This is a genomic window from uncultured Psychroserpens sp. (assembly GCF_947500255.1).
Classification (GTDB): Bacteria; Bacteroidota; Bacteroidia; order Flavobacteriales; family Flavobacteriaceae; genus Psychroserpens.
Genome location: NZ_CANMRL010000007.1, coordinates 91,228 through 113,282 on the forward strand (window position 1 = coordinate 91,228; position 22,055 = coordinate 113,282).

Annotated in this window: 19 protein-coding genes and 1 other RNA gene; 9 read left to right on the plus strand and 11 right to left on the minus strand. The window is 33.6% G+C overall.

The window, feature by feature from the left end; genetic code table 11:
- Positions 1–42: 42 nt before the first annotated feature.
- The 3 genes from Q0783_RS16895 to Q0783_RS16905 all read left to right on the plus strand — a co-directional run bounded on the left by Q0783_RS16895 (position 43) and on the right by Q0783_RS16905 (position 2,811).
- Entirely contained in the window at positions 43–852 is an 810-nt protein-coding gene (locus tag Q0783_RS16895; protein WP_298897097.1) for a TylF/MycF/NovP-related O-methyltransferase, read from the plus strand.
- A 261-nt stretch (positions 853–1,113) separates the two neighbouring features.
- Complete coding sequence (locus Q0783_RS16900) at positions 1,114–1,869, plus strand: SDR family oxidoreductase (protein ID WP_298897098.1); 756 nt, start codon at positions 1,114–1,116, stop codon at positions 1,867–1,869.
- A 24-nt stretch (positions 1,870–1,893) separates the two neighbouring features.
- Positions 1,894–2,811 carry an AraC family transcriptional regulator gene (locus tag Q0783_RS16905; protein ID WP_298897100.1) on the plus strand — a complete coding sequence of 306 codons (918 nt, stop codon included), beginning with the start codon at positions 1,894–1,896 and terminating at the stop codon, positions 2,809–2,811.
- Between the two features lie 21 nt (positions 2,812–2,832).
- Here Q0783_RS16905 and Q0783_RS16910 read toward each other — a convergent pair whose 3' ends face one another.
- From Q0783_RS16910 to fahA, 3 genes are all read right to left on the minus strand, one after another.
- Complete coding sequence (locus tag Q0783_RS16910; protein WP_298897102.1) at positions 2,833–6,276, minus strand: Calx-beta domain-containing protein; 3,444 nt, start codon at positions 6,274–6,276, stop codon at positions 2,833–2,835.
- A gap of 115 nt (positions 6,277–6,391) precedes the next feature.
- Positions 6,392–7,576 carry a hypothetical protein gene (locus Q0783_RS16915; protein ID WP_298897104.1) on the minus strand — a complete coding sequence of 395 codons (1,185 nt, stop codon included), beginning with the start codon at positions 7,574–7,576 and terminating at the stop codon, positions 6,392–6,394.
- A 119-nt stretch (positions 7,577–7,695) separates the two neighbouring features.
- The gene (gene fahA / locus Q0783_RS16920; RefSeq protein WP_298897106.1) at positions 7,696–8,988 is read right to left on the minus strand and encodes a fumarylacetoacetase; all 1,293 of its coding nucleotides are present in this window, start codon (positions 8,986–8,988) and stop codon (positions 7,696–7,698) included.
- Positions 8,989–9,178: 190 nt separating this feature from the next.
- Here fahA and glyA point away from each other — a divergent pair, with 190 nt between their 5' ends.
- Positions 9,179–10,453 carry a serine hydroxymethyltransferase gene (gene glyA / locus Q0783_RS16925; RefSeq protein WP_298756742.1) on the plus strand — a complete coding sequence of 425 codons (1,275 nt, stop codon included), beginning with the start codon at positions 9,179–9,181 and terminating at the stop codon, positions 10,451–10,453.
- A gap of 52 nt (positions 10,454–10,505) precedes the next feature.
- Here the strand turns inward: glyA and Q0783_RS16930 are convergent, their stop codons facing one another.
- The 6 genes from Q0783_RS16930 to Q0783_RS16955 form a co-directional block, all read right to left on the minus strand.
- Positions 10,506–10,961: a nuclear transport factor 2 family protein gene (locus tag Q0783_RS16930; protein WP_298897108.1), complete on the minus strand. Its 456-nt coding sequence runs from the start codon at positions 10,959–10,961 to the stop codon at positions 10,506–10,508.
- A 67-nt stretch (positions 10,962–11,028) separates the two neighbouring features.
- Positions 11,029–12,600: a choice-of-anchor Q domain-containing protein gene (locus Q0783_RS16935; RefSeq protein WP_298897109.1), complete on the minus strand. Its 1,572-nt coding sequence runs from the start codon at positions 12,598–12,600 to the stop codon at positions 11,029–11,031.
- A gap of 114 nt (positions 12,601–12,714) precedes the next feature.
- The gene (locus tag Q0783_RS16940) at positions 12,715–13,446 is read right to left on the minus strand and encodes a hypothetical protein (RefSeq protein WP_298897112.1); all 732 of its coding nucleotides are present in this window, start codon (positions 13,444–13,446) and stop codon (positions 12,715–12,717) included.
- Between the two features lie 94 nt (positions 13,447–13,540).
- Entirely contained in the window at positions 13,541–13,930 is a 390-nt protein-coding gene (locus Q0783_RS16945; RefSeq protein WP_298897114.1) for a thioesterase family protein, read from the minus strand.
- A 36-nt stretch (positions 13,931–13,966) separates the two neighbouring features.
- Positions 13,967–14,800, minus strand: coding sequence for a hypothetical protein (locus Q0783_RS16950; RefSeq protein WP_298897116.1), 834 nt, complete (start codon positions 14,798–14,800; stop codon positions 13,967–13,969).
- Between the two features lie 73 nt (positions 14,801–14,873).
- Complete coding sequence (locus tag Q0783_RS16955; RefSeq protein ID WP_298897120.1) at positions 14,874–15,905, minus strand: glutaminyl-peptide cyclotransferase; 1,032 nt, start codon at positions 15,903–15,905, stop codon at positions 14,874–14,876.
- A gap of 88 nt (positions 15,906–15,993) precedes the next feature.
- Between Q0783_RS16955 and ffs the strand changes: the two genes are divergently transcribed.
- The 4 genes from ffs to fsa all read left to right on the plus strand — a co-directional run bounded on the left by ffs (position 15,994) and on the right by fsa (position 18,174).
- An RNA gene (gene ffs, locus Q0783_RS16960) (signal recognition particle sRNA small type) lies at positions 15,994–16,092 on the plus strand.
- Between the two features lie 60 nt (positions 16,093–16,152).
- Positions 16,153–16,956, plus strand: coding sequence for an SDR family oxidoreductase (locus Q0783_RS16965; protein WP_298897122.1), 804 nt, complete (start codon positions 16,153–16,155; stop codon positions 16,954–16,956).
- Between the two features lie 42 nt (positions 16,957–16,998).
- Positions 16,999–17,418, plus strand: a complete 420-nt coding sequence (locus Q0783_RS16970) for a hypothetical protein (RefSeq protein ID WP_298756766.1) — start codon at positions 16,999–17,001, stop codon at positions 17,416–17,418.
- 102 nt (positions 17,419–17,520) lie between these two features.
- Positions 17,521–18,174 (plus strand): fructose-6-phosphate aldolase, encoded by a 654-nt coding sequence (gene fsa, locus Q0783_RS16975; protein WP_298897124.1) that lies wholly within the window; start codon positions 17,521–17,523, stop codon positions 18,172–18,174.
- A 60-nt stretch (positions 18,175–18,234) separates the two neighbouring features.
- Here fsa and Q0783_RS16980 read toward each other — a convergent pair whose 3' ends face one another.
- The gene (locus tag Q0783_RS16980; RefSeq protein ID WP_298897126.1) at positions 18,235–19,683 is read right to left on the minus strand and encodes a hypothetical protein; all 1,449 of its coding nucleotides are present in this window, start codon (positions 19,681–19,683) and stop codon (positions 18,235–18,237) included.
- Between the two features lie 192 nt (positions 19,684–19,875).
- On the opposite strand from Q0783_RS16980, the gene Q0783_RS16985 reads away from it, so the two are divergent.
- Positions 19,876–21,501 (plus strand): ABC-F family ATP-binding cassette domain-containing protein, encoded by a 1,626-nt coding sequence (locus Q0783_RS16985; RefSeq protein WP_298897128.1) that lies wholly within the window; start codon positions 19,876–19,878, stop codon positions 21,499–21,501.
- 16 nt (positions 21,502–21,517) lie between these two features.
- Here Q0783_RS16985 and Q0783_RS16990 read toward each other — a convergent pair whose 3' ends face one another.
- Positions 21,518–21,754, minus strand: a complete 237-nt coding sequence (locus tag Q0783_RS16990) for a DUF2007 domain-containing protein (RefSeq protein ID WP_230935548.1) — start codon at positions 21,752–21,754, stop codon at positions 21,518–21,520.
- Between the last annotated feature and the right edge of the window lie 301 nt (positions 21,755–22,055).

The following is a 22,055-nucleotide window of genomic DNA, read 5'->3' on the forward strand; positions in this document are numbered from 1 at the left end:
TGAAAGTACAGTGTATTTGTATGCTTCTATTAAAATTAAATTATGAAGAAACTAATACGAGTTATTTTGGGCAAATTTGGATTAGACATTGTTCGATCAAACAGTTTCAAAGGAGATGTTTATGCATTGAATAAAAACTTCGAAAACCTAGTCTCTAATTTTGAAAGCTTGTTTGGTCAAAAGTTTGGTGAGATTCCTGAAAATGAAACACGATCTGAGCTCATCAAAGATTTATCTGGAACGCCACCATCTGAGGCCTATTTCATTATCAACTCATTACACAAGACCAGAACTATTGAAGGGGAGGTTTGTGAGTTTGGTGTGGCACAAGGAAAAACCTCTCAACTCATCGCTAATGAAATAAGAGATTGGACTAAAAAACTTCATTTATTTGATTCATTCGAAGGTCTTCCTGAACCTACAGAAAAAGATGTACTTAAAGATGATATTTTTAATTTAGGAGATATTAAAGCTTATGCTGGTACTATTAGTAATCCCGAAACTTTAGTAAGGAACGGACTAGACAAAATGAAATTCCCAGAAGACAGGTTTGTGGTTCATAAAGGATTTATTGAAGAATTAATAAAGACCAAATTTGAATCCTTTCCTAAGTGTGTGTCATTTGCTTATGTCGATTTCGATTTCTACGAACCAATTCAAATTGCTCTAGATTTTCTGCATAAAGTCTCTAAGAAAGGCGCTATTTTTATGATTGATGATTATGATTTCTTTTCAACAGGAGCGAAAACAGCTGTTGATGAATTTACTAAGCAGCATACTGGTGTCTATGAGGTATTTATTCCAGAGAACATATATGGACATTTTGCAATTCTGAAAAAAATAAGAGACTGATTTAGAGATCTACTTCTATCCATCACACCAATAAGTGATGAATTAGTTACTACTCATGTAAAAAATACAATGGTATTGGAAGGCCACCAAATGAAGATTGGTAGTTGTTGTATGGCGTGTGATATACCAGTCGTGTACGTTGCTAATTAACACCATTAAAACACTAGAGCTGAGATTAGGATAAGACAATCATAGATTTGGAAAAGTATAGTAATGGAGATAGACTCAACTTTGTATTGTAATTAAAAAACAATATAAAAAATGAGACAAAAAACAGCAATTATTACAGGAGCAAGCCGAGGATTGGGTCGCGATATGGCACTTAATCTCGCAAAAGATGGAGCGAATATTATATTTTCATACCACAGTAATGAAGCGAAAGCAAAGGAAGTGATTTCAGAGATTGAATCGCTCGGGCAAAAAGCAATTGCTTTTCCTTTTGATGCGAATGACTATAATAGCGGAAAAGAATTCATTAGCAAGGCTACTGCATATTTAAATGAAGAGTATGGGAGCCCAAATTTCGATTTTTTGATTAATAATGCAGGCACAGGAACATATAATCTCATTACTGATACTACAGTAGCACAATTTGACGACATGATGAATGTGCATCTTAAAAGCATCTATTTTTTGACACAGGTAGCATTACCACATATCAACGAAGGCGGCCGAATTATCAATATCTCTAGTGGATTGGCACGTTTTAGTTTACCAGGTATGTCGGCTTACGCCATGATGAAAGGCGGATTAGAGGTGTTTACACGTTATTTGGCAAAAGAATTGGGATCAAGACAAATCACAGCTAATGTGATTGCTCCTGGAGCTATAGCAACTGATTTTGCAGGAGGTAGTAATCGTGATCCAGAAAAAGGAGCCTTGATAGCTAGTATTACAGCTCTAGGACGTGTAGGTGAAGCCGAAGATATTGGAGGCACTGTCGCTTTCTTATGTTCGGATAGAGCAGGATGGGTTAACGGACAACGTATTGAAGTCTCTGGTGGCATGTTAGTGTAAGATCTTTTCCATAAATTTATAATGATGAAAGACCTAAAGCATTTTAAAAGAATAGGAGATTACCATAATTTGGCAAATATTGCAGCACCTGAGCATCCGTTGATTAGTCTAGTAGATTATAGTGAGGTACAGTATCCAGAAGATATACATACTTTAAAATGGAAACAGGATTACTATACCATCGGATTAAAGCGTAACATACCTTATAAGTTTTTTTATGGTCAGCAAGAATATGATTTTGATGAAGGTGTCATGACATTCGTGGCACCACATCAAGTCATGAGTTTAGGGAGTAATCCTAATGTAACTAGTGATAAACCTTCTGGTTGGTTGTTGTTGGTGCATCCCGATTTTTTATGGCATACATCTTTGTCCAAACGCATTAAGGACTATGAGTTTTTTGGTTATGCTATTAACGAAGGTTTATTTCTTTCTGAAAAAGAAGAGCAGATGATGGTTGATCTTCTGAAAAATATACAACGAGAATACCAATCTAATATTGATAAGTTTAGTCAGAATATTATTATCTCACAATTGGAGTTACTGCTTAATTATGCTGAACGGTTCTATGAACGTCAGTTTATTACACGACAAATTACAAATCATGGAATCTTAACGCGTTTGGAAATACTATTATCAGATTATTTTGAAGATGATAATTTGATTGATAAAGGATTACCTACAGTACAATGGGTTGCAGAAAACCTTAACTTGTCGCCAAACTATTTGAGCGGCATACTTAAATCACTTACTGGACAAAGCACGCAGCAGCACATTCATAATAAATTGATAGAAAAAGCCAAAGAGCAACTATCAACATCTATGCTTTCAGTTAGTGAAATTGCTTACGGTTTGGGTTTTGAACGTCCTGCATCATTTACAAAGCTTTTCAAAAGTAAAACGGAACAATCGCCATTAGAATTTAGAAAAACTTTTAATTGAAATACGTGATTTACATTGAGTTTATTCCTTAATAATCTTTATTGTTTTTTCTTGTGCATTAGACGTAATTGTGATCAAGTATATGCCATTTGAAATAGCTTTTAAATCTAGACTTCCATCAAGACTATTAATGTCTTTGGTTAAAATTTCTCGCCCTAATAGCGATGTGATTTTTACAGTTTCAATTGGTGTATTATTTGATAGAAACAGCTTATCTTTTACTGGGTTTGGGTAGATGGATAGATTTGAAAATGTTCCATTTTCAGTACTTAAGTTTTCTTCCACAAATTCTGTCATCCAAGTATTGGTAATTATAGCTGGATTGAAATCAAAGTAAATTTCTGCTGTATTAAGAATAATATCTCCTATGGCATAATCTGGGAATGGTTTTATTTTAAAAGTGATATAACCATGTCCTGTAGTAGAGTCATCATCTTCTGAAGGTGGTAGATTAATTCCGAAGAAATTCCACACCAAATCTTTATTTACACGTTCTAAGCTGTAGGCATGGCTAGCATCCACCATTCTAAGTGTGGACTCATCCAGTTGCTCGTCTAAAACATCTTCAACTCTTATATTGATTGCATTTGCAGTTCCCGTATTTTCAAATCGTATGGTATAAGTCAAATAATCATCTGTTGTAAATTGGGAAAATACAATCTCAGGACCATGACGTTCGGTAATATCATTTGGATCATATGAACCTACAATAGTTTGTGTTAAACTCGATGAATTGTTTAATGGTAAAATGTCTCCTGTAAGCATAGTTATATCTACAGAGTTTGTAACTAATTGCCCCAGACTTACTGTTGGAAGTGTAGGAACGCCCATTCTTACCCAAAGATAGCGAGTTTGATAGGGTTCTAAATTTGAAAATGTATATGAGAAACCAGTTGGTGTTGCTGTAATATTAGCAGAATTTAGCGTAAGCCAACTTTCAGATACACCAAGTAAGTTTAGTGCACTATCCATAGTAAAATCAATAGTTCCAGATGGGACGGCAATATTAGAATTGTTTGTATATGTGATGTAATTAGAATAATTAAAACCTGGAACAGCAGCCTCTAAATTTGACGAAATATTAACCGACAAATCGTTATAAGGAGTCACTGTAATTGGAAAATCATAAGTCGTAATACCAGAACCAATAGGGACGGTTATATTGGAATAACTAGCAGTGGTTGTATTATTTGCGGCATATTCTGTATTTACAGTATAACTTAGATTATAAGTAGTACTAGGATTAGATTCGTATAAGTAATGTGGTGACACATATAAATTATGCTCTATACCATCATTGTTCACTTCATAATTAAATTGACCTAACGGAAAGTTGATTTCTCCATCATCTTGCGTTCCATTGCCATTGGTATCTACAAAAGCGTTTAGTTTTAGACCATCAGATTGTTGTAATTGAAAAATCTCATTAGAATTGTACACATTATCTTGAACCTCATAACCGTAGTAAGTCCCAAAAAAGTTTACACCTTCTAGACCACCGTCAAAATATCCAAAATTAATATCATCTTGTGTTATGATATGCGTTGCTGTAAATGTTGTACTGTCTGTTTGACTAGGTGCTAAACTTGCCAAAGGACCTCCAACAATGTTCAAATCTGGAAAGGACACGTCTGCATAAATATCAGATATAACTGCATTTCCGTTGTTTGTGACTGTAAACTCATATTCGATGGTATCACCAACGCTCGTAAATCCGTCACCATTAAAATCAACATATGCAACAGTATAGCTTGCCTCCAGAGGAGATTCTACTCTAACTGTTAGACTAGCGACATCACAACTATTTGGATTTGCAGATTCACAGATTTCATAGTATAAAAAATAATTACCCAATGGAGCAGTAGATGGAATAGTTAAAACACCTGTGGCACTTAATGTAATACCGACGGAGTTTGTTCCAAGTATGGTGATATTTAAGTTGGAAGCGTCGACTGGTAATCCTTCAAATGTATCATTATCAAGCACTTGAAACGTAGTGCCAACTTCTAAAATAGAAGTAATTACATCGGGTTGAGCGTTAATATTGTAATTGTCTAAAATAATGCCTTCTTCTGTAGTACTTGTATTGAACGTATTTCCAGATGTCACTTGGGCCGTAATAAAGAGGTTCTCATCGTCTTCATCCAATTGATCTAAAATAGTAGGATAGCTTAATTGATCTTGATAATTAAAATATTGACCTGCAGGAATAATTGTTGTTATGGTAGACGTTGTATAATCTGAGGCGTCTGCCGTTCCATTGGTTGATGTGATTGTAATTTCAGTATCTACAGGACTTGGGTGTGTGAGTCCTGGTCTAAATTTAAGCGGAAAGCCTTCCTCAACAGCTATACTATCTCCATAATTTTGAGTACCATCAAAATTATAAACTGATCTTAAGCGCAAATCGGGAAACCCATCATTATCAATAATGTCAACGGTTCCAGTTTCCGAAGTATTTGTTGTATTCGCAGATGTTACAGTAATTGTATAGTTAATTGATTCGATTGGCTCATCTAAAGTGTCATCTACCGTGGGAATTTGAAAATTAACACCATAATCTCCTGCAACAATGGTTTTAGTTTGATTGATATTTGTATAATCAGCGTTACTTGCGGTTCCATTTGTGGTTACAAGCTCTACAATCACATCACTGCTAAACGTTCTGTTTAAATTTGTGCTAACATTTATAGTATTACCCTCATTGACTTCATAACTATAAACATTTAGAGTTGGTGTGGTATCATTATCAATAATGGTCACCGTTATGGAAATTAAATTATTTGTAGTATTTGCAGATGTTACAGTTGCAGTTATGGTATAGGTTTCGTCGGGTTCAATTAAAGCATCTTCTACTGAGGTTATAGGAAATTGAGCAAAGCGTTCGCCAGCTAAAAAAGTCACTGAAGTGTTGGTTTCAATATAATCTGATGGCTCAGCTGTTCCAGACGATGTTGTGAAATCTATAGTCACATCTGAGTTAAAATAATTGCTTAAGCTTATACTATAATTATAGCCTTGTCCTTCTATTAGATTAGTGCTAGTTGAAATATTTATTGTTGGAGTAGCGTCATTATCAAAGATGTAAATTAATCTGTTGATTTCAGTGTTTTCAGTATTATTACTAGTAACAGTTGCTTGAATTGTAAAAGACTCATTATCTTCTACAGTTGAATCATTTCCTGTTGGAATAGTTAGTAAGTTACTACTCAATTGTCCGGCAGGAATAGTCACAGTTGTATTTAAAGGCGTATAATCTGAAGCATCTGCAGAATCATCGATAGTAACAACATCAACAATGACATCAGTTGCTGCAGCACTATATAAATTTACTGAAAATGTATAGGTGTTTCCCTCAATGACAGCATAATTAAAACCACCATTTGTAATATAAACTGTTGGATCTTGTGAAAAGCAAAAAGCAGACGATAAAGCGATAAGTGTAAGAAGAGCTAATTTTTTCATAGTTGACATTAGAGTTTTTTTAATAGATGAACTTTCTTACAAAAGGTTGCGTCAAATTACAAACAAAAACTCCCAAAGCATCACTTTGGGAGTTTTTTTTGGATATATAAATGAATTAACTTCTTCTCATACGATAAGAGTTAATGATGTTTTTTAATTTCAGTTTTAAATCTTCACCTGTATCATAAACCATTTGAGCATCACTAGGGAAGTGAACTCTTCTATTTCTGGTTAGGTCATATTCTCTTCTATTTAGGGCTCTTTTATCACCTCTAACTGTTGCATAAAAGTGTTCAAATACAAACTCACTGTCAATTGGAAAAGCATCAAGTGTCTGACTTGTTTTTAAGTTGGTGTAAACCACATCTGCAATAACTTGAGTTGATTTGAACTGATTCACTTCAAAGTAACGAGCTCTCACATTTACGATCTTGTCAACTTTTATTTTGTTTCCTAGACTATCCACCATCACATTTCCATTGCTATCTGTTTGGTATTCCCAACCATCAACAATATTTTTTTGCCTTAGCTTTTGTACAGTATTGACCTGCTCTGGAGAAATATTAATTCGTTTTAATTGCAGTTGCATTGCAAAATCATAATTTAAATCTGATACTTGATTTGCATGATATACTGTCCAAAACTGATTTAATCCATAGGTATCAAAGTTTAAAAGATCAGCTTCCAATTGTTGTGGAATGATTTGACGAGTTTGATTTTCGATAGACACGATCACATAATCTGTTCCTTTTTGATGAGCCTCAGTCATTAAACTTCTAGTCTCTTCAAAGTTTGGATTAATGTTTTCGATATACTTAAAGATGTTATATGCTTCTCTAGCATTGTATTTGTCTTCAGAATCTAAAAGTGTAATTCCTTCATCAATTAAATATTCAGAGGTCTTATATCTATAATCGACAATCTCCGAAGTATAATCATTGAATTTTAAATTTAGGTTTCTACCATTGATTTGTAATGGCAATACACGTTTAATTGCATCTTGTCTTGCTTCTAGATCTAAATAGATTTCATAGATGGTTCTATATTGTTCAGGGTTGCCATCTTTTTTTAAATGTTGGATGTCTTGTAGGTCTTCCTCTAAAACTTTGTAATACGCATCTTCAAGCATGACGATATAATCTTGCTTACGTTTTTTGTCTTTGTTGTTTTCGAGTTTTCGTAACGCATCATTGATCGCTTGGTCATAATTACCATGACTAATTGCTTGTTCAATTTGTTTTCTTCCGCTACACGATGTTAGTACCAGAAGAAGTACTGTTGTGAGTAGTAATTGCTTCATAATTCTGGATTTTATTGATTATTTATATCATTAAAACCAAATATGATGCCAAACAAAAAACTCGAAGTAGAAATTGTTCTTTTCTACTTCGAGTTTTTCTAGCGTTTATAAGTGTTTTTTTACTTCTTTTTCTTAGGATTAAAAACAGGTAGTAATTGTGTTTTAACAGAGCCAAATCCAATTCGAGTACCATCATTTTCACAATATCCTCTCATGATAACAGTATCATAATCATTGATAAATTTGCGTTCGCTACCATCTTTCATTTTTAATGGTTTAGTTCCTTTCCATGATAACTCTAGCATTGAGCCGTACGAATCTTCTGTCGGACCAGAAATGGTTCCACTTCCCATCATATCTCCAGAATTTACAGGGCAACCATTAACTGTATGGTGCGCCAATTGCTGAGACATATTCCAGTACATATATTTGAAATTAGACTTACAAACCGTTGTTTCTTTTGCACCTTTTGGTTGAATTGCTGCTTCTAAATGAATATCAAAGCTCTTTTTACCCTTCGATTGTAAATACTCTAAAGGTTTTGGGTCTTGTTTCGGACTCTCAACTCTAAAAGGTTCTAAGGCATCAAGGGTTACAATCCATGGCGACATAGAAGATGCAAAGTTTTTTCCTAAGAAAGGACCTAATGGTACATACTCCCATTTTTGAATATCACGAGCTGACCAGTCATTAAACAATACTAATCCAAAGATATATTCTTCAGCTTCTTCAATAGGAATTGGCTCTCCCAAATCATTAGCGTCTGTGGTAACAAAAGCCATTTCTAATTCAAAGTCTACAAGATTTGATGGGCCAAAAACAGGTTTTTTAGCACCTTCAGGCATGGTTTGACCTTGCGGACGGTGAATTGGGATTCCAGAAGGAATAATGGACGAGCTACGACCATGATAACCTACAGGTAAATGCAACCAGTTCGGCATTAAAGCATTGTCTGGATCTCTAAACATGGTACCTACATTTGTAGCATGTTCTTTACTCGCATAAAAATCTGTATAATCACCAATTTGAATTGGCAATTGCATTTCAATTTCATCTAAACGAAACAATACAATTTCTTTATGTGGATTGTTGTTTTTTAATTTATCACTCTCAGCATCAAAAATTTCAGCTATACGATTACGAACCAAACGCCAAGTTTTTCTACCATCAGCAATAAAATCATTCAGTGTATCTTGAAGGAAAATATCATCAGTTAATGGAATACCATCAAAATACCCTAGTTGATGTAGTGCTCCAAGATCTATTGCTGTATCTCCAATTCGAGTTCCAATAGTAATGATATCATCACGTGTAAGAAAAACACCAAATGGAATGTTTTGAATTGGGAAATCTGAGTTTTTTCCAACGTGCAACCAAGATGAGCGATCAGGATTATTTGCAGATAAAGGCATATTGTAGAGAGTTTAAATGTTTTTGTTTTCTATTCAAACCTACATATTTAATTGCATAAAACCATAAAAATTCGAACTAATTTTACCTGTTGATAACATGCTCATAAAAGATAGCGTTAAACTGAATTTTTTGAATCTTTTTGCGATAATGATTTCTTATTTTTGGTAAAATTTAATTTAAACTTGATATATGCAACGCGATTCACAGATTTTCGAACTCATCAATGCTGAAAAAGATAGACAAATAAATGGTTTGGAGCTTATTGCTTCTGAAAACTTTGTAAGTGACCAAGTTATGGAAGCTGCAGGTTCTGTATTAACCAATAAATACGCCGAAGGTTATCCTGGAAAGCGTTATTATGGAGGTTGTGAAGTTGTAGATGAGGTTGAACAAATTGCAATTGATAGAGCAAAGACTTTGTTTGGAGCAGCCTATGCCAATGTACAACCTCATTCTGGAAGTCAAGCCAATACTGCAGTGTTTGCAGCTTGCTTAAAACCTGGTGACACCATTTTAGGATTTGATTTATCACATGGTGGTCATTTAACTCATGGTTCTCCAGTAAATTTCTCAGGTAAATTATATAATCCAACATTTTATGGTGTTAAAAAAGACACTGGGCTTATCGATTATGATATGTTGTCTGATGTTGCTGAACAAGAAAAACCAAAATTAATCATTGCAGGAGCATCGGCCTATTCTAGAGATATGGACTTTGCCAAATTTAGAGAAGTGGCTGATAATGTTGGTGCCATTTTGCTTGCCGATATTTCTCACCCTTCTGGTTTGATTGCTAAAGGCATCTTAAACGATCCATTACCACATTGTCATATTGTGACCACAACAACGCATAAAACCTTACGTGGTCCCCGTGGAGGTTTAATTATGATGGGAGAGAATTTTGAGAATCCATTTGGTTTACGACTTAAAAATGGAAATCTGAGAAAAATGTCAGGTCTATTAGATTCTGGAGTTTTTCCTGGTAATCAAGGAGGGCCTTTAGAACATATTATAGCTGCTAAGGCTATCGCTTTTGGAGAAGCGCTTTCTGATGAGTTTATGCATTATATGTTGCAAGTGAAACGAAATGCAGCGGCTATGGCCAAAGCATTTGTAGATAGAGGTTATCATATTATTTCTGGAGGAACAGACAATCATATGATGCTTATAGATTTAAGAAATAAGGATATCACTGGTAAAGATGCTGAAGAAGCATTAGGAAAGGCAGATATTACTGTAAATAAGAACATGGTCCCTTTTGATGATAAGAGTCCGTTCGTTACTTCAGGAATTAGAGTAGGTACAGCAGCTATTACAACTAGAGGCTTGAAAGAGACAGATATGGAAACTATTGTTGGTTTTATGGATGAAGCAATAATGAATTATCAAGAAGAGGCTAAGCTAGAATCTATCGCAGAACAAGTTAATGTCATGATGAGTGGTAAGCCTTTATTTACCTCGTAATACATTTGAAATTATACATAAAAAACCCTTTCAATTTGAAAGGGTTTTTTATTTAGTTTTTTCCTTGATGTTCCTTTTTTAATGGACCTTCCCAAAGGACTTGTTCTATCATCCATTTGTCTCCTCTTTTGGACAAAAGAATAAAGTCAATTCCCCACCAAGCAGTAACTCTAGCAGCGGCAATTGTATCACCAATATCTAATATGGTCACCTCTTTTGGTGCATCTTTTGCAGGAAATTTTTTATTCTCTTTAACGTCTTTTGCAAATGCCAATGCCGCTTCGAACGACATATGATTTACTTGTCTGTAATCATCCTTTCCTTTGTCTTTCCAAAAGCCAAATTTATGGAGCGTAGGTTGTAAGCTAGCTTTAAGTTTTAATGTATCACCTTCATAAAAGCCTTCAAGATAATTTATACAGGCTTTAGTAACACCAGATGCTGAAGATTGAGAAAAAGCTGTGTAGCTAAACAAGCATAACGTTAGAATGCATAATAGTCGTTTCATAATTATAAGAGATTGATTGTTGCCTCTAAATTACTCAATTATATGATGTATTGATGTTAAGTGCTTGTTAATCCTCATCAAAGGTCACATGCTGATAAGCGCCTAGATCTGGACCTTCACCTGGAGTAAATGTTCGGTTAGTTCCCAAAATATCTGTAGTAATCAAAAATAAAGGATCACCTTCATCGATAGCTGCAGAATTATCACCAATCATAAGCTTATTTTCAAAGGGTAATTTGAAATCGGGATCGCTATTGAAAATACAATCGTCATATAAAGTTTCATTATTGAAATTGTATTGATCTTGAGGAAAGTTATTGTTACTGTCCTGAAAGCGAATCAAGCAATTAGTAAACTTGAAGTTAAACAATGTACCATTATCAATATCGTCTAAAATCACTTCAGGATTATCATTTCCGAAGATGATACAATTATTGAAATTAGCCTCTATCAAGTCAACACCATTATCAATACCATTTTCATCTGTAAAGAAGTTATTGACCAATACCGATGGAAATTGTCTAAAACTATTGTTCCAGTAATTCGCTAATGTACAATGGGTGAAATTATATTTTCCGCCAAAAATACCTGCAAATGAAGATTGTCCAGAATTATTTATGACTAGATTTTCACCTCTAACAGAGCTTCCTCTTGCTAGAATACCATAATTACTAGAGTTGTATATCTGCGAGTTGGTGATTGTTAATTTATCATCTGTTGCTGCAGCATTTCCGTCAGAAACAATACCAACTGTACCATTTTTTATAGTGGCATAATTAATATCATTATCAATACTTCCATCAAATAACCAGATGGTTTCCCATTGCCCAGGAACATCAGAGAAAACAGGTTCCAGTCGGTCACTTTCAAAAATAACTTCATTTTCTAACAAGTCTTGATCGTTACTTGGGGCACCATTAACTTTTAGTGAGGCATTATTTGTAACGAGTAAACCTGAATTCGCATGAAAATGAACTCGTGCTCCAGCTTCAATTGTAAGAACATCACCTTCATCAACAGCTGCATAGCCATATATTACATAAGGTTTCTCATTAGTAAATGTAAGTTCTGAATCCTCAAGAAAACGACCTTGGAGTGTTGTTTCATCTGGAGTACCGTCTCCATTAGCATCAAAAGTTAATGTTTCAATGACGCCAGTGGTGTTGTCTCTATCAGGATAGATAAAAACAGCATCTTTTATTAAGGTGACTAATTCTACTTTCTGAAGATTTGCTCCACTATCAAATTCGATAGCATCTGTATATAAAAATTCTAAACTGTTTTGAGCTAGTGTTTGGATGTCTGCAGTAGTTTCAACAAAAATAAAGAGGCTATCATTCGCTAAAAGTTCTACATTTTGAAATTCTTTGCCTGGAAGCCCGTCAACATTAAGCCTATAATTTGAGGCTTCTCCTTGACTGAGGCGAACAGTTGGAATTGAAATATCTTCGTCGCTTCTATTGTAGACTTTTAAATTGTAAGTACTTGATCCAATATTAGTAAATACAGTATCTAAATAGATGGTATCCTTAGAAAATGTTAGATTTCCAGTGCTTGGAGAAAAATCAAAATCTTTGCGACATGAACTCCAAAAGACCAATATAGAAATAGTTAAAAGAAAGTATAATATTCGTTTCATAAATGTATTCTGTCTCTATTACGCATGAGTGAGAAAAACTAATGCATATTATGTGCTAAAAGTATAACTTTTGAAGTCATCTTTTAGTATAGATAGTAAAAAAATATTAGAAATTTAATCTTTTTTGTGTTCTTCGAGAAGTATGTTGAAAGCTTTACTATGTTTGAGTAGTTCGTCTAGCAACATGAACTCATTATCTTTTAAGAGTAGAGAAGGGCTTAGCTGTTGGGCACTACAATATTCAAAAAACAAATAGTCGTAGGCTTCTTGAATGTTAAGTTCGTTGCGCAAAAAAACCGTATTGAATAGTGCGCCCTTTTCAAATAGCTTCAGAAGATCTTCAACTTCAATAACTTTTACTTCTACTGTTTTCTTTTTAAAGAGTTTGCCTATAGCTTTTGCTAAACCAATCAAATCAAGAGTGGGCTGGAGGTTTTTTCCACTACCAAAGACTCTTTTTTTAAAAGCTATTTGTCCTTGTTTTGCAGTTGTACTTGATAACGCCAAAGTATCCACTTTTTTTTCGTTGATTTTGGTGACTTCAACTTCATCTAATTTATTGGTGATTTTTTTAAGCTCGATAACCACATCTTGACCAAAGTAATCTTGTGTCACTGTAATGCTTTGCTCATGATGGAAATAGGAACTTACTACAATTGTGTCATTAAGTTTTGCTTGAATTTCAAAAAGACCTTTACCGTCAGAATAGGTTAAAATATTTTGAGTTTTATTGACAAATTTCGCACCTTTTACTGTGGCCTCTGCATCATATATAACCCCTTTAATTGTTTGAGCTCCAGAAAATATAGGAATAAGTATAAAGAAAAATAATCTTAGTGATTTCAAGAATAATTGTTGATGGTTGTTATCTCAAATTAAGAGAAATTTATGCGTAGGCGTATTCTTATTAAGAGACTTTAACAGCCACTTTAATGTTCTTTTAACTAAATAAGACATTTATGCTTTCAGGAATGCGTGTTGGTTTGTTAGTATCATGAGACATAAAACACCAAATAGTTTCTGAAGTGGTAAGTAATTGCTTTGTTGTTGCATTATAAATCTCAACGATCCTTGTAGACCTTACGCCTTGAGATTTTGTAACAAAAGTTTTAAGTAACAAGGTCTCTCCTAATACGGCTTGAGCTTTATATTGAATATGGTGACTTATCATAACCCAATAATAATCACTTCTAATTGTTTCTGAAGACTTTAAGATCCAATGTGCTTCGGCAATATCTTGAACCCATTGTACATAATGTACATTGTTAACATGCTGGCGTGAATCTAAATGATCTTTAGTAACCGTAAGTTTTTGCTCGTGGATTTGCATATTTTCATTATTGAAATAAAAACTTAAAAGTAGATATTATTCTTTCCTTCTGAAAATAGAACTTATATTATATAAGAAGTTTCCAATAGAAGTGCGCTCAATAGTTCCTTTTCTAATAAGTTTTCGACGTTCTTTTCTTCTTGAATTTGTCTGCGATATAGAGCGAACGCCTCCGAGAATTAAAATATTAGACGCATTTGGTTGTCTTTTCTCAGGATTTACTGAAGAAACCATGCCAGTTAAATTGGAATTTACTTTAGCTTCTGGTATTAATGTTACTTTATAAGTACTCGATTGTTTAATCGTAATAGTTATTGTTTCATAACCTTGACATTCAATGATTAATATATCTCCTATTCCGCACTTTAAAGAAGCATCTCCAGCCATGTTGGTTTTTTTCTTATTAGAGCTTCCTTTTAATGAAACAAAAGCATTAGGAAGTCTGTGTTTAGATTTTCCAAAAACGGTTATTGAAATCATCTTATTTCTAAGAACAGAAACGCCTACTTTTCCTCTCAGGCTATTGTGCTGAGAAGAATCAACCTTTATCATTCGAGGTTTACCTTGCGCTTGAACATCTTGAGTTCCTAAAGTTAAAAAAGCAAAAAGGGTAGAGGCGATGTAGGATAAGTAGTTGTTTTTTTCTTTTCGATTTAATACCAGTTCTCTTTTTAGTTGTGACGATTTGAATCGTCCACAGAGATTTGTTTCGGTTTGAAATGTTTTGACGATTTGCTCATCAGTTTTACTTGTGAAGTCTAAAACTGTTTTGTTGCATGAATTACAATGACGACCTTTTTCATTAGCTGTCATCTGATCCCAACTTTTATGACATGGCTCAGGAATATTAACGCTTATAGATGTTCTCATGATTCAAAGAACCAAAAGAAATTAGAAATATGAAATGGTTAATGAGTGAACGTGTCCTTTGAATGAGTGAAGCCTACTTTTCAAAAACTTCTACTTCAAATAATTTATCCCAATGTTTTCCTGTAACAAATAAGGTCTTTGTTTCTGGATTGTATGCAATCCCGTTAAGTACATCTAAACCACTATGCTGCTTAACTAATTTTTTTAAAGGGGAAAAATCGATTACACCTTCAATGGCTCCATTTTTTGGATTAATAATGGCCACACCATTTTTTTGGTAGCGATTGGCATATATTTTTCCGTTTACCCATTCTAATTCGTTAAGTTCAACAATTTTACCTTTATTGGTATATGCTTGGAGTTTTCCTTCCTCGACTAAGGTGTCGGGATTTAAAAACCAGATTTGCTCAGTACCATCAGTTTTGTATATGTTCTTTCCATCATTACAAATTCCCCAACCTTCTTTGCTTTTTCCGTAGGAGAAACTACCCGTTTTTTCAAACGTATTAACATCATAAATAAAACCAATGCCTTCTTGCCAAGTTAATTGATAAATAGTATTGTTGAAAATAGTAAGACCTTCACCAAAATATTGATCTGCTAAATCTATATTTTGCAAAACCTCACCAGTTTTATAGTCTACTTTTCTCAATTTTGATTCACCGTACTGACCTGTACTCTCGTAGAGTTCTCCATTATGAAACTCGAGACCTTGAGTATAAGAAGTAATATCATGAGAATAGGTGTTAATGATATTATAACCATATACTTTAGGTGTTTGGTTATTTAAAATAGTAAGTTTGGTAGTAATGTCTTCAGAAGTATCAGCATATGTTACAGTAGCGGTAATGGTTTGAACACCTAGTCGCTCATCATCAAGTGTAAATGTCTCACCTACAGCTATCCCATTTAATGTATAATCAACAGAAGAAATTTCAAGACCTTTAGGGTTTTTAATCGATAACTTAACAGTCTCACCAAGTTTGGCTACATTTTTTTTTGCGTCTGTAACAATAGATAAGCTCGTTTTCTGAGTACCTGAGTTTCCACAAGAGATTAATATTACACTTAAAACAGTGATTATGAAAGCTTTAATTGAGCGCATTTTTTATTTGATTTTGATGCAAGTTATTTAATAAAATTCAGTTTAAAAAATCATTGCATAAGTATTAAAAGATTGTATCTTTGCAGCCGGGCAAGTCCTACACAACCAGCTCCTGCTTAATCCTCCAGGTCGGGAACGAAGCAAAGGTATGCGGTCGTAGCGGTGTGATGTAGGTAGCTTGCCTTTTTTTGTACCCAATACTTTCCTATTTTATTGTACTTTTAAAGTCAAATTAGCCCATCGTTTTATGTCTAAAGTTATTTTAATTACAGGCGGATCTTCAGGAATTGGTAAATCCATAGGAGAATTTTTATCCCAAAAAGGATTTATAGTCTATGGTACAAGTCGGTCTCCCGAACGTTATCCAAATTCTAAAATCAAGTTGGTCGCTTTAGATGTCGCAGATACTAGTTCTATTGATACTGCAATTAAAACCGTTATTGAAAGCTCTGGTAAAATAGATGTTGTTATCAATAATGCAGGTGCTGGTATTACAGGTCCAATTGAAGAAGTTCCTAACGATGAGATCAAACGTAATTTTGAAACTAATCTTTTCGGACCAATAAACGTCATCAAAGCAGTTTTACCTCAAATGCGTAAGCAAAACTCAGGGCTTATTATAAACGTTACTTCTATTGCTGGATATATGGGACTACCATATCGTGGTATTTATAGTGCAAGTAAAGGCGCTCTCGAATTAATTACTGAAGCCTTTAGAATGGAAATTAAAGCATTTAATATTCATATGACCAATGTTGCTCCGGGAGATTTTGCAACTAATATAGCGGCTGGTCGTTATCATGCTCCTGTTGTAGTTGGCTCTCCCTATGAAAAGCAATATGGAGCAGTTTTAAAATCTATTGATGACCATGTTGATAGTGGTGACGATCCAATTATGGTGTCACATATGATCTACAAAATTATTAATACTCCAAACCCTAAAATTCATTACAAGGTTGGTGCCTTTATGCAAAAATTTTCAATTGTATTGAAACGAATTCTTCCTGATAAGATTTATGAAAAATTACTTATGAATCATTATAAATTATAGTCTCTGGTATGTTTTTTGATATGAATTGAAAAACTCATCATCATGAAACGACTATTACCTCTACTATTAGTTTTAAGCTTATTTACACTATCTGGTTGCGAGGATTTCCTTGACTGCATTATTAATCGACGACCAGAGTTGCCCAACAAATCTTTTGGTGTTGGAGAATTAGAGACTTACTATTACGAAGAATTCAAAGCAGAAATTAAAAATGAACCACGCGATGATGATTATGGCTATTTCTTTGAAATTGATGGTGAATTACCAGAAGGCTTAGAAATGTTTGTGAATTACAGAACGGTCTCAATAGAAGGATTGCCTACAAATCCCGGAACATATAGATTTACTGTACTTCTGTTTGTCGATCCACCTGTTAGTTATGATTACGAAACAGATCAATATGATGATCCCTTATGTTCTGAATCGACTTCAAAAGAGTATATGATAAGCATTAACCCTTAGATGGTGTATTGTTAATATCATTTGATAATATGTTCTCATAAAGGTGTGATAAAATTGTAAATTCGTCCCGTAATTTTAATCACAACTATAACATAACTACACATGAAATTTTTTATTGATACAGCTAACTTAGATCAAATCAAAGAAGCACAAGATCTTGGTATTTTGGATGGTGTAACTACCAATCCGTCATTAATGGCCAAAGAAGGCATCACAGGTCATGATAATATTATGAAGCATTACGTTAATATTTGCAATATTGTTGATGGCGACGTTTCAGCTGAGGTGATTTCTACCGATTTTGAAGGCATGATTAGAGAAGGTGAAGCGCTAGCCGATCTTCACGACCAAATTGTAGTGAAATTACCAATGATTAAAGATGGTGTAAAAGCATGCAAATATTTTACAGATAAAGGTATTAAGACAAATGTAACGTTGGTGTTTTCTCCTGGTCAAGCCCTATTGGCAGCAAAAGCAGGTGCAACCTATGTGTCTCCTTTTATTGGTCGTTTGGATGATATTTCTACAGATGGCTTAAATCTTATAGCCGAAATTAGAATGATCTATGATAATTATGGTTTCGATACCGAAATATTAGCAGCCTCAGTTCGTCATACAATGCACGTAATCGATTGTGCTAAATTAGGAGCTGATGTTATGACTGGACCGTTAAGTTCGATAATGGGCTTATTAAAACATCCATTAACAGATATAGGTTTAGAGAAGTTTCTTGCAGATTATAAGAAGGGAAACTAAACAAATTTCAGAATAGAAAAAAAGATAAGAAACTCTTGATTTGAATTAATCAGGAGTTTTTTATTTCAAAGTGTATTTCTTTGAGGCTTTTTTATCAGATGCTAAAGCCTTTTCTATATGGTAGGCAATTTTATCATTTAATAAGTCGGCATTTGATTTTACAATGGTACCGTCTTTATCAACAATAATTACTTTTTGAGAATAAACAATAGCGAATGTCTTTTTGGCTTCATTTGGATTTTTGAACATATATTCATTTGCAGTAGGAAATTTTAAAAGTTCCAATGTTTTCTTCCAAGAAGCCGTATTCATATCATTGATGTTGATGGCAATAAAATTCATTTCCGGATAGTCCTTTTTGAGTTTTGTCATCATATAATGATTATTTCTATAACTCCATTTAAAATTTGACGACCAGCAATAAATAACTGTAGGTTCATTGATTACCGAATGTAAATCCAATACATTGTTTTTAAAATCGACAATCTCTATAGTAGGAATTGTATTTCCAGGGAATAGATTTATAGTAGAAGCGACTAGGTCACTTAAGTATTCATCATTCTTATTGTCGGTACTTTTTTCGAGAAAAGCATCTAACATACTTTTAGATTTTTCAGCATTTGTACTGTTGAAAACAAACTCTCGAGTTGCGTACATGAGGAGATAGTTTTTGATGGTCTCATTGTGAACAACACTATCAATCATTGTAAGTTTATCGAGATTATAGTCTAAAGAATGTCTATTAAAAGCAAGATGTGAACCATCTTCATAGTATTTTTGAAGTCCTATATTTTGAAAATACCAAAGTAAGAAGCGATTGTATGAGTACATTCCGCTAAGGCTAGCATCATTAAAATTTACATCAGTGCGATAACTGTAAAAGCCTTCTGGTAAATCTTTAAAGTGTATGAGTTGATTATTACCAAAGTAACCAAACGGGTATAGCTCTTTATAAGCATAATAATCATAATTGATACTCGCTCTTGCTATTTTAGCAAATAAGGATGAGGTTTGATGAGACGCTAAAAATTGCTCTAAATTTTCAATTTTTTGTTGCCTTTGCATTTTAATATGAACTTCAAATTCTTCAGGCTCTAAATGTTGAAGTTTTCTAAATTTCTTACTCTCATTTTCATCATGTAAAAATGCTTTGATAAAGTAATTGTTCTTTTTTGAACCTTCTCCAGTATATACAAGTGACTCATCAAAATCGTTAGTATTCAATCTAAATAGAATACTGTCATTAGGTTCAATAAGTAGTGATTGATACTCACCGCCATGAGTGAATGAATATAAACCAGTTTGTAGGTTTTCTATTTTGTGGAGAAATCGATTGTTTCGATCCAAATAAATTGTATCACGCTCTTTTTCATTACAGTAAATCGTAATATAGTTGTTGTTTGGATTAATTATTTCACCACCAAAATAGGCTGTATCTCCTTTTTCAGTATTAGAATTACAACCAAAAAAAAGAGATGATATTAAGAATGTAACTAAATATAGTTTCATAAGTATTTAAAATCGTCGGCATTATCTATTTGCAACAAAAATAAACGTTGCGAATAGTAAGTCTTGTTAATACGTTGTTAAATGTTGATTTTACTGTAATTATGAAACGAATGAACTCATAAAATTAAGGGCTTTTAGTTTCTCTCAATGAACATAATTTTCTACTTTTGCAGCGAAATTAAAACACGCATTATGTTATCAGTATCAAACCTTTCGGTTCAATTTGGAAAAAGAGTTCTTTTTGATGAAGTTAATACGACGTTCAACAATGGGAATTGCTATGGGATTATAGGAGCCAATGGTGCCGGAAAATCTACATTTTTAAAGATTCTTGCTGGAAAGCAAGATGCTACTTCTGGTCATGTTCATTTAGAACCTGGTAAGCGTATGTCTGTTTTGGAACAAAATCACAACTTATATGATGAGCATACTGTTTTAGAAACAGTAATTATGGGTAATAAACCTTTGTTTAAGTTGAAATCTGAAATCGATGCGCTTTATGCGGACTATACAGATGAAAATGCTGAGAAAATAGGAGAACTACAAGTTACGTTTGAAGAAATGAATGGCTGGAATGCTGATAGTGATGCAGCGGCAATGTTATCAAATCTTGGTATTAAGGAAGATTTCCATTACACTTTAATGAATGACCTAGATGGTAAGCAAAAAGTTCGTGTGCTATTAGCGCAAGCTCTTTTTGGAAACCCTGATGTGCTTATTATGGATGAGCCTACCAATGATCTTGATTATGAAACAATTTCATGGCTAGAAAACTTTTTAGCTAATTATGATAACTGTGTAATTGTTGTATCACACGATAGACACTTTTTAGATGCTGTATGTACTCATATCTCTGATATTGATTTTGGAAAAATAAATCACTTCTCAGGTAACTATACATTTTGGTACGAATCGTCTCAATTGGCAGCCAGACAACGTGCACAACAAAACAAAAAAGCGGAAGAAAAGAAAAAGGAATTAGAAGAATTTATTAGACGTTTCTCTGCTAATGTAGCAAAATCAAAACAAGCTACAAGTAGAAAAAAAATGATCGATAAGCTTAATATATCAGATATTAAACCATCTAGTAGACGTTATCCTGCCATTATTTTTGAGCGTGAAAGAGAAGCAGGAGATCAAATATTAAATGTTGAAGGCTTAGCAGGATCTATTGATGGTGAAGTCTTATTTCAAAATATAGATATCAACCTGACTAAAGGAGACAAGGTGGTTGTATATTCAAAAGATTCTAGAGCTACTACGGCGTTCTATCAGATTATAAATAATAAAGAAAAAGCTGATGCTGGTAAATATGCTTGGGGAGTGACAACATCTCAATCTTATCTTCCACTTGACAACAGTGAATACTTCAATAATAAATTAACATTAGTCGATTGGTTAAGACAATGGGCAACAACTGAAGAGGAGCGAGAGGAAGTATATATTAGAGGTTTCTTAGGAAAGATGATTTTTAGTGGAGAAGAAGCTTTAAAAACTGCAGATGTACTATCTGGTGGAGAAAAAGTACGTTGTATGCTTAGTCGTATGATGATGGTAAGAGCTAACGTGCTTATGCTAGATGAGCCAACTAACCACTTGGACTTAGAAAGTATTACAGCATTTAATAATTCTCTTAAGAACTTTAAAGGTACTGTAATGTTTACAACACATGATCATGAGTTTGCACAAACAGTAGCCAATAGAGTTATCGAGTTAACTCCGAGCGGTATTATTGATCGCTATATGACTTTTGATGAATACATGAGCGATAAAAAGATAAAGGAGCTACGAGAAAAAATGTACGCGGTAACGGCTTAATTGATATCAAGCTATGTTAAGATTTTAGTTCTTCGTTGACGCTATCAATGATGGCTTTCGCTTGTTCTAATTCTTCATCACTTACATAAAGTTCTTGGTAACCTTGTATTGAAGCACCAAATCCAGCTAATCTTCCAGATTCAGATTCGTCTTTTATAATGGCATTAATACCAGCGCTTTTTAATCTGTCTAATGCTAATTGGACAATAATGAAATTTCCTGAAAATATTTTTGTATAGGTTGTATCTGACATAATTTTAAATGTTATGGTTCATATATTAGTATTCTATTTAATCTATAAGTTACAAAAAATGTACCACTTGTTGAATCTTTAGATACTTAATTTAAACGTTAAAATTTTTATAATGATTATATTTTTGTTTAATTAATTTTTAAATTTGTTAAACAAATAAAGTAATTATCGCTAGATAATATTTTGATTGATTTAGTTAGGTTGTTAAAAAGCCACGTTCGGAATGAATGTGGCTTTTTTCATGTTCTCTATTTTAGTTTTATATATTGTTAGGCATAGATTATATTAATGAAAAAATCAC

What these genes read in the sequence shown, in the direction of transcription:
- Q0783_RS16950 (WP_298897116.1), bottom strand. Translation starts at nt 14,800, where the DNA reads ATGAGAACATCTATAAGCGTTAATATTCCTGAGCCATGTCATAAAAGT.
- Q0783_RS16945 (WP_298897114.1), bottom strand. Translation starts at nt 13,930, where the DNA reads ATGCAAATCCACGAGCAAAAACTTACGGTTACTAAAGATCATTTAGAT.
- fahA (WP_298897106.1), bottom strand. Translation starts at nt 8,988, where the DNA reads ATGCCTTTATCTGCAAATAATCCTGATCGCTCATCTTGGTTGCACGTT.
- glyA (WP_298756742.1), top strand. Translation starts at nt 9,179, where the DNA reads ATGCAACGCGATTCACAGATTTTCGAACTCATCAATGCTGAAAAAGAT.
- Q0783_RS16935 (WP_298897109.1), bottom strand. Translation starts at nt 12,600, where the DNA reads ATGAAACGAATATTATACTTTCTTTTAACTATTTCTATATTGGTCTTT.
- Q0783_RS16915 (WP_298897104.1), bottom strand. Translation starts at nt 7,576, where the DNA reads ATGAAGCAATTACTACTCACAACAGTACTTCTTCTGGTACTAACATCG.
- Q0783_RS16985 (WP_298897128.1), top strand. Translation starts at nt 19,876, where the DNA reads ATGTTATCAGTATCAAACCTTTCGGTTCAATTTGGAAAAAGAGTTCTT.
- Q0783_RS16930 (WP_298897108.1), bottom strand. Translation starts at nt 10,961, where the DNA reads ATGAAACGACTATTATGCATTCTAACGTTATGCTTGTTTAGCTACACA.
- Q0783_RS16965 (WP_298897122.1), top strand. Translation starts at nt 16,153, where the DNA reads ATGTCTAAAGTTATTTTAATTACAGGCGGATCTTCAGGAATTGGTAAA.
- Q0783_RS16910 (WP_298897102.1), bottom strand. Translation starts at nt 6,276, where the DNA reads ATGAAAAAATTAGCTCTTCTTACACTTATCGCTTTATCGTCTGCTTTT.
- Q0783_RS16905 (WP_298897100.1), top strand. Translation starts at nt 1,894, where the DNA reads ATGAAAGACCTAAAGCATTTTAAAAGAATAGGAGATTACCATAATTTG.
- Q0783_RS16990 (WP_230935548.1), bottom strand. Translation starts at nt 21,754, where the DNA reads ATGTCAGATACAACCTATACAAAAATATTTTCAGGAAATTTCATTATT.
- fsa (WP_298897124.1), top strand. Translation starts at nt 17,521, where the DNA reads ATGAAATTTTTTATTGATACAGCTAACTTAGATCAAATCAAAGAAGCA.
- Q0783_RS16955 (WP_298897120.1), bottom strand. Translation starts at nt 15,905, where the DNA reads ATGCGCTCAATTAAAGCTTTCATAATCACTGTTTTAAGTGTAATATTA.
- Q0783_RS16980 (WP_298897126.1), bottom strand. Translation starts at nt 19,683, where the DNA reads ATGAAACTATATTTAGTTACATTCTTAATATCATCTCTTTTTTTTGGT.
- Q0783_RS16895 (WP_298897097.1), top strand. Translation starts at nt 43, where the DNA reads ATGAAGAAACTAATACGAGTTATTTTGGGCAAATTTGGATTAGACATT.
- Q0783_RS16900 (WP_298897098.1), top strand. Translation starts at nt 1,114, where the DNA reads ATGAGACAAAAAACAGCAATTATTACAGGAGCAAGCCGAGGATTGGGT.
- Q0783_RS16970 (WP_298756766.1), top strand. Translation starts at nt 16,999, where the DNA reads ATGAAACGACTATTACCTCTACTATTAGTTTTAAGCTTATTTACACTA.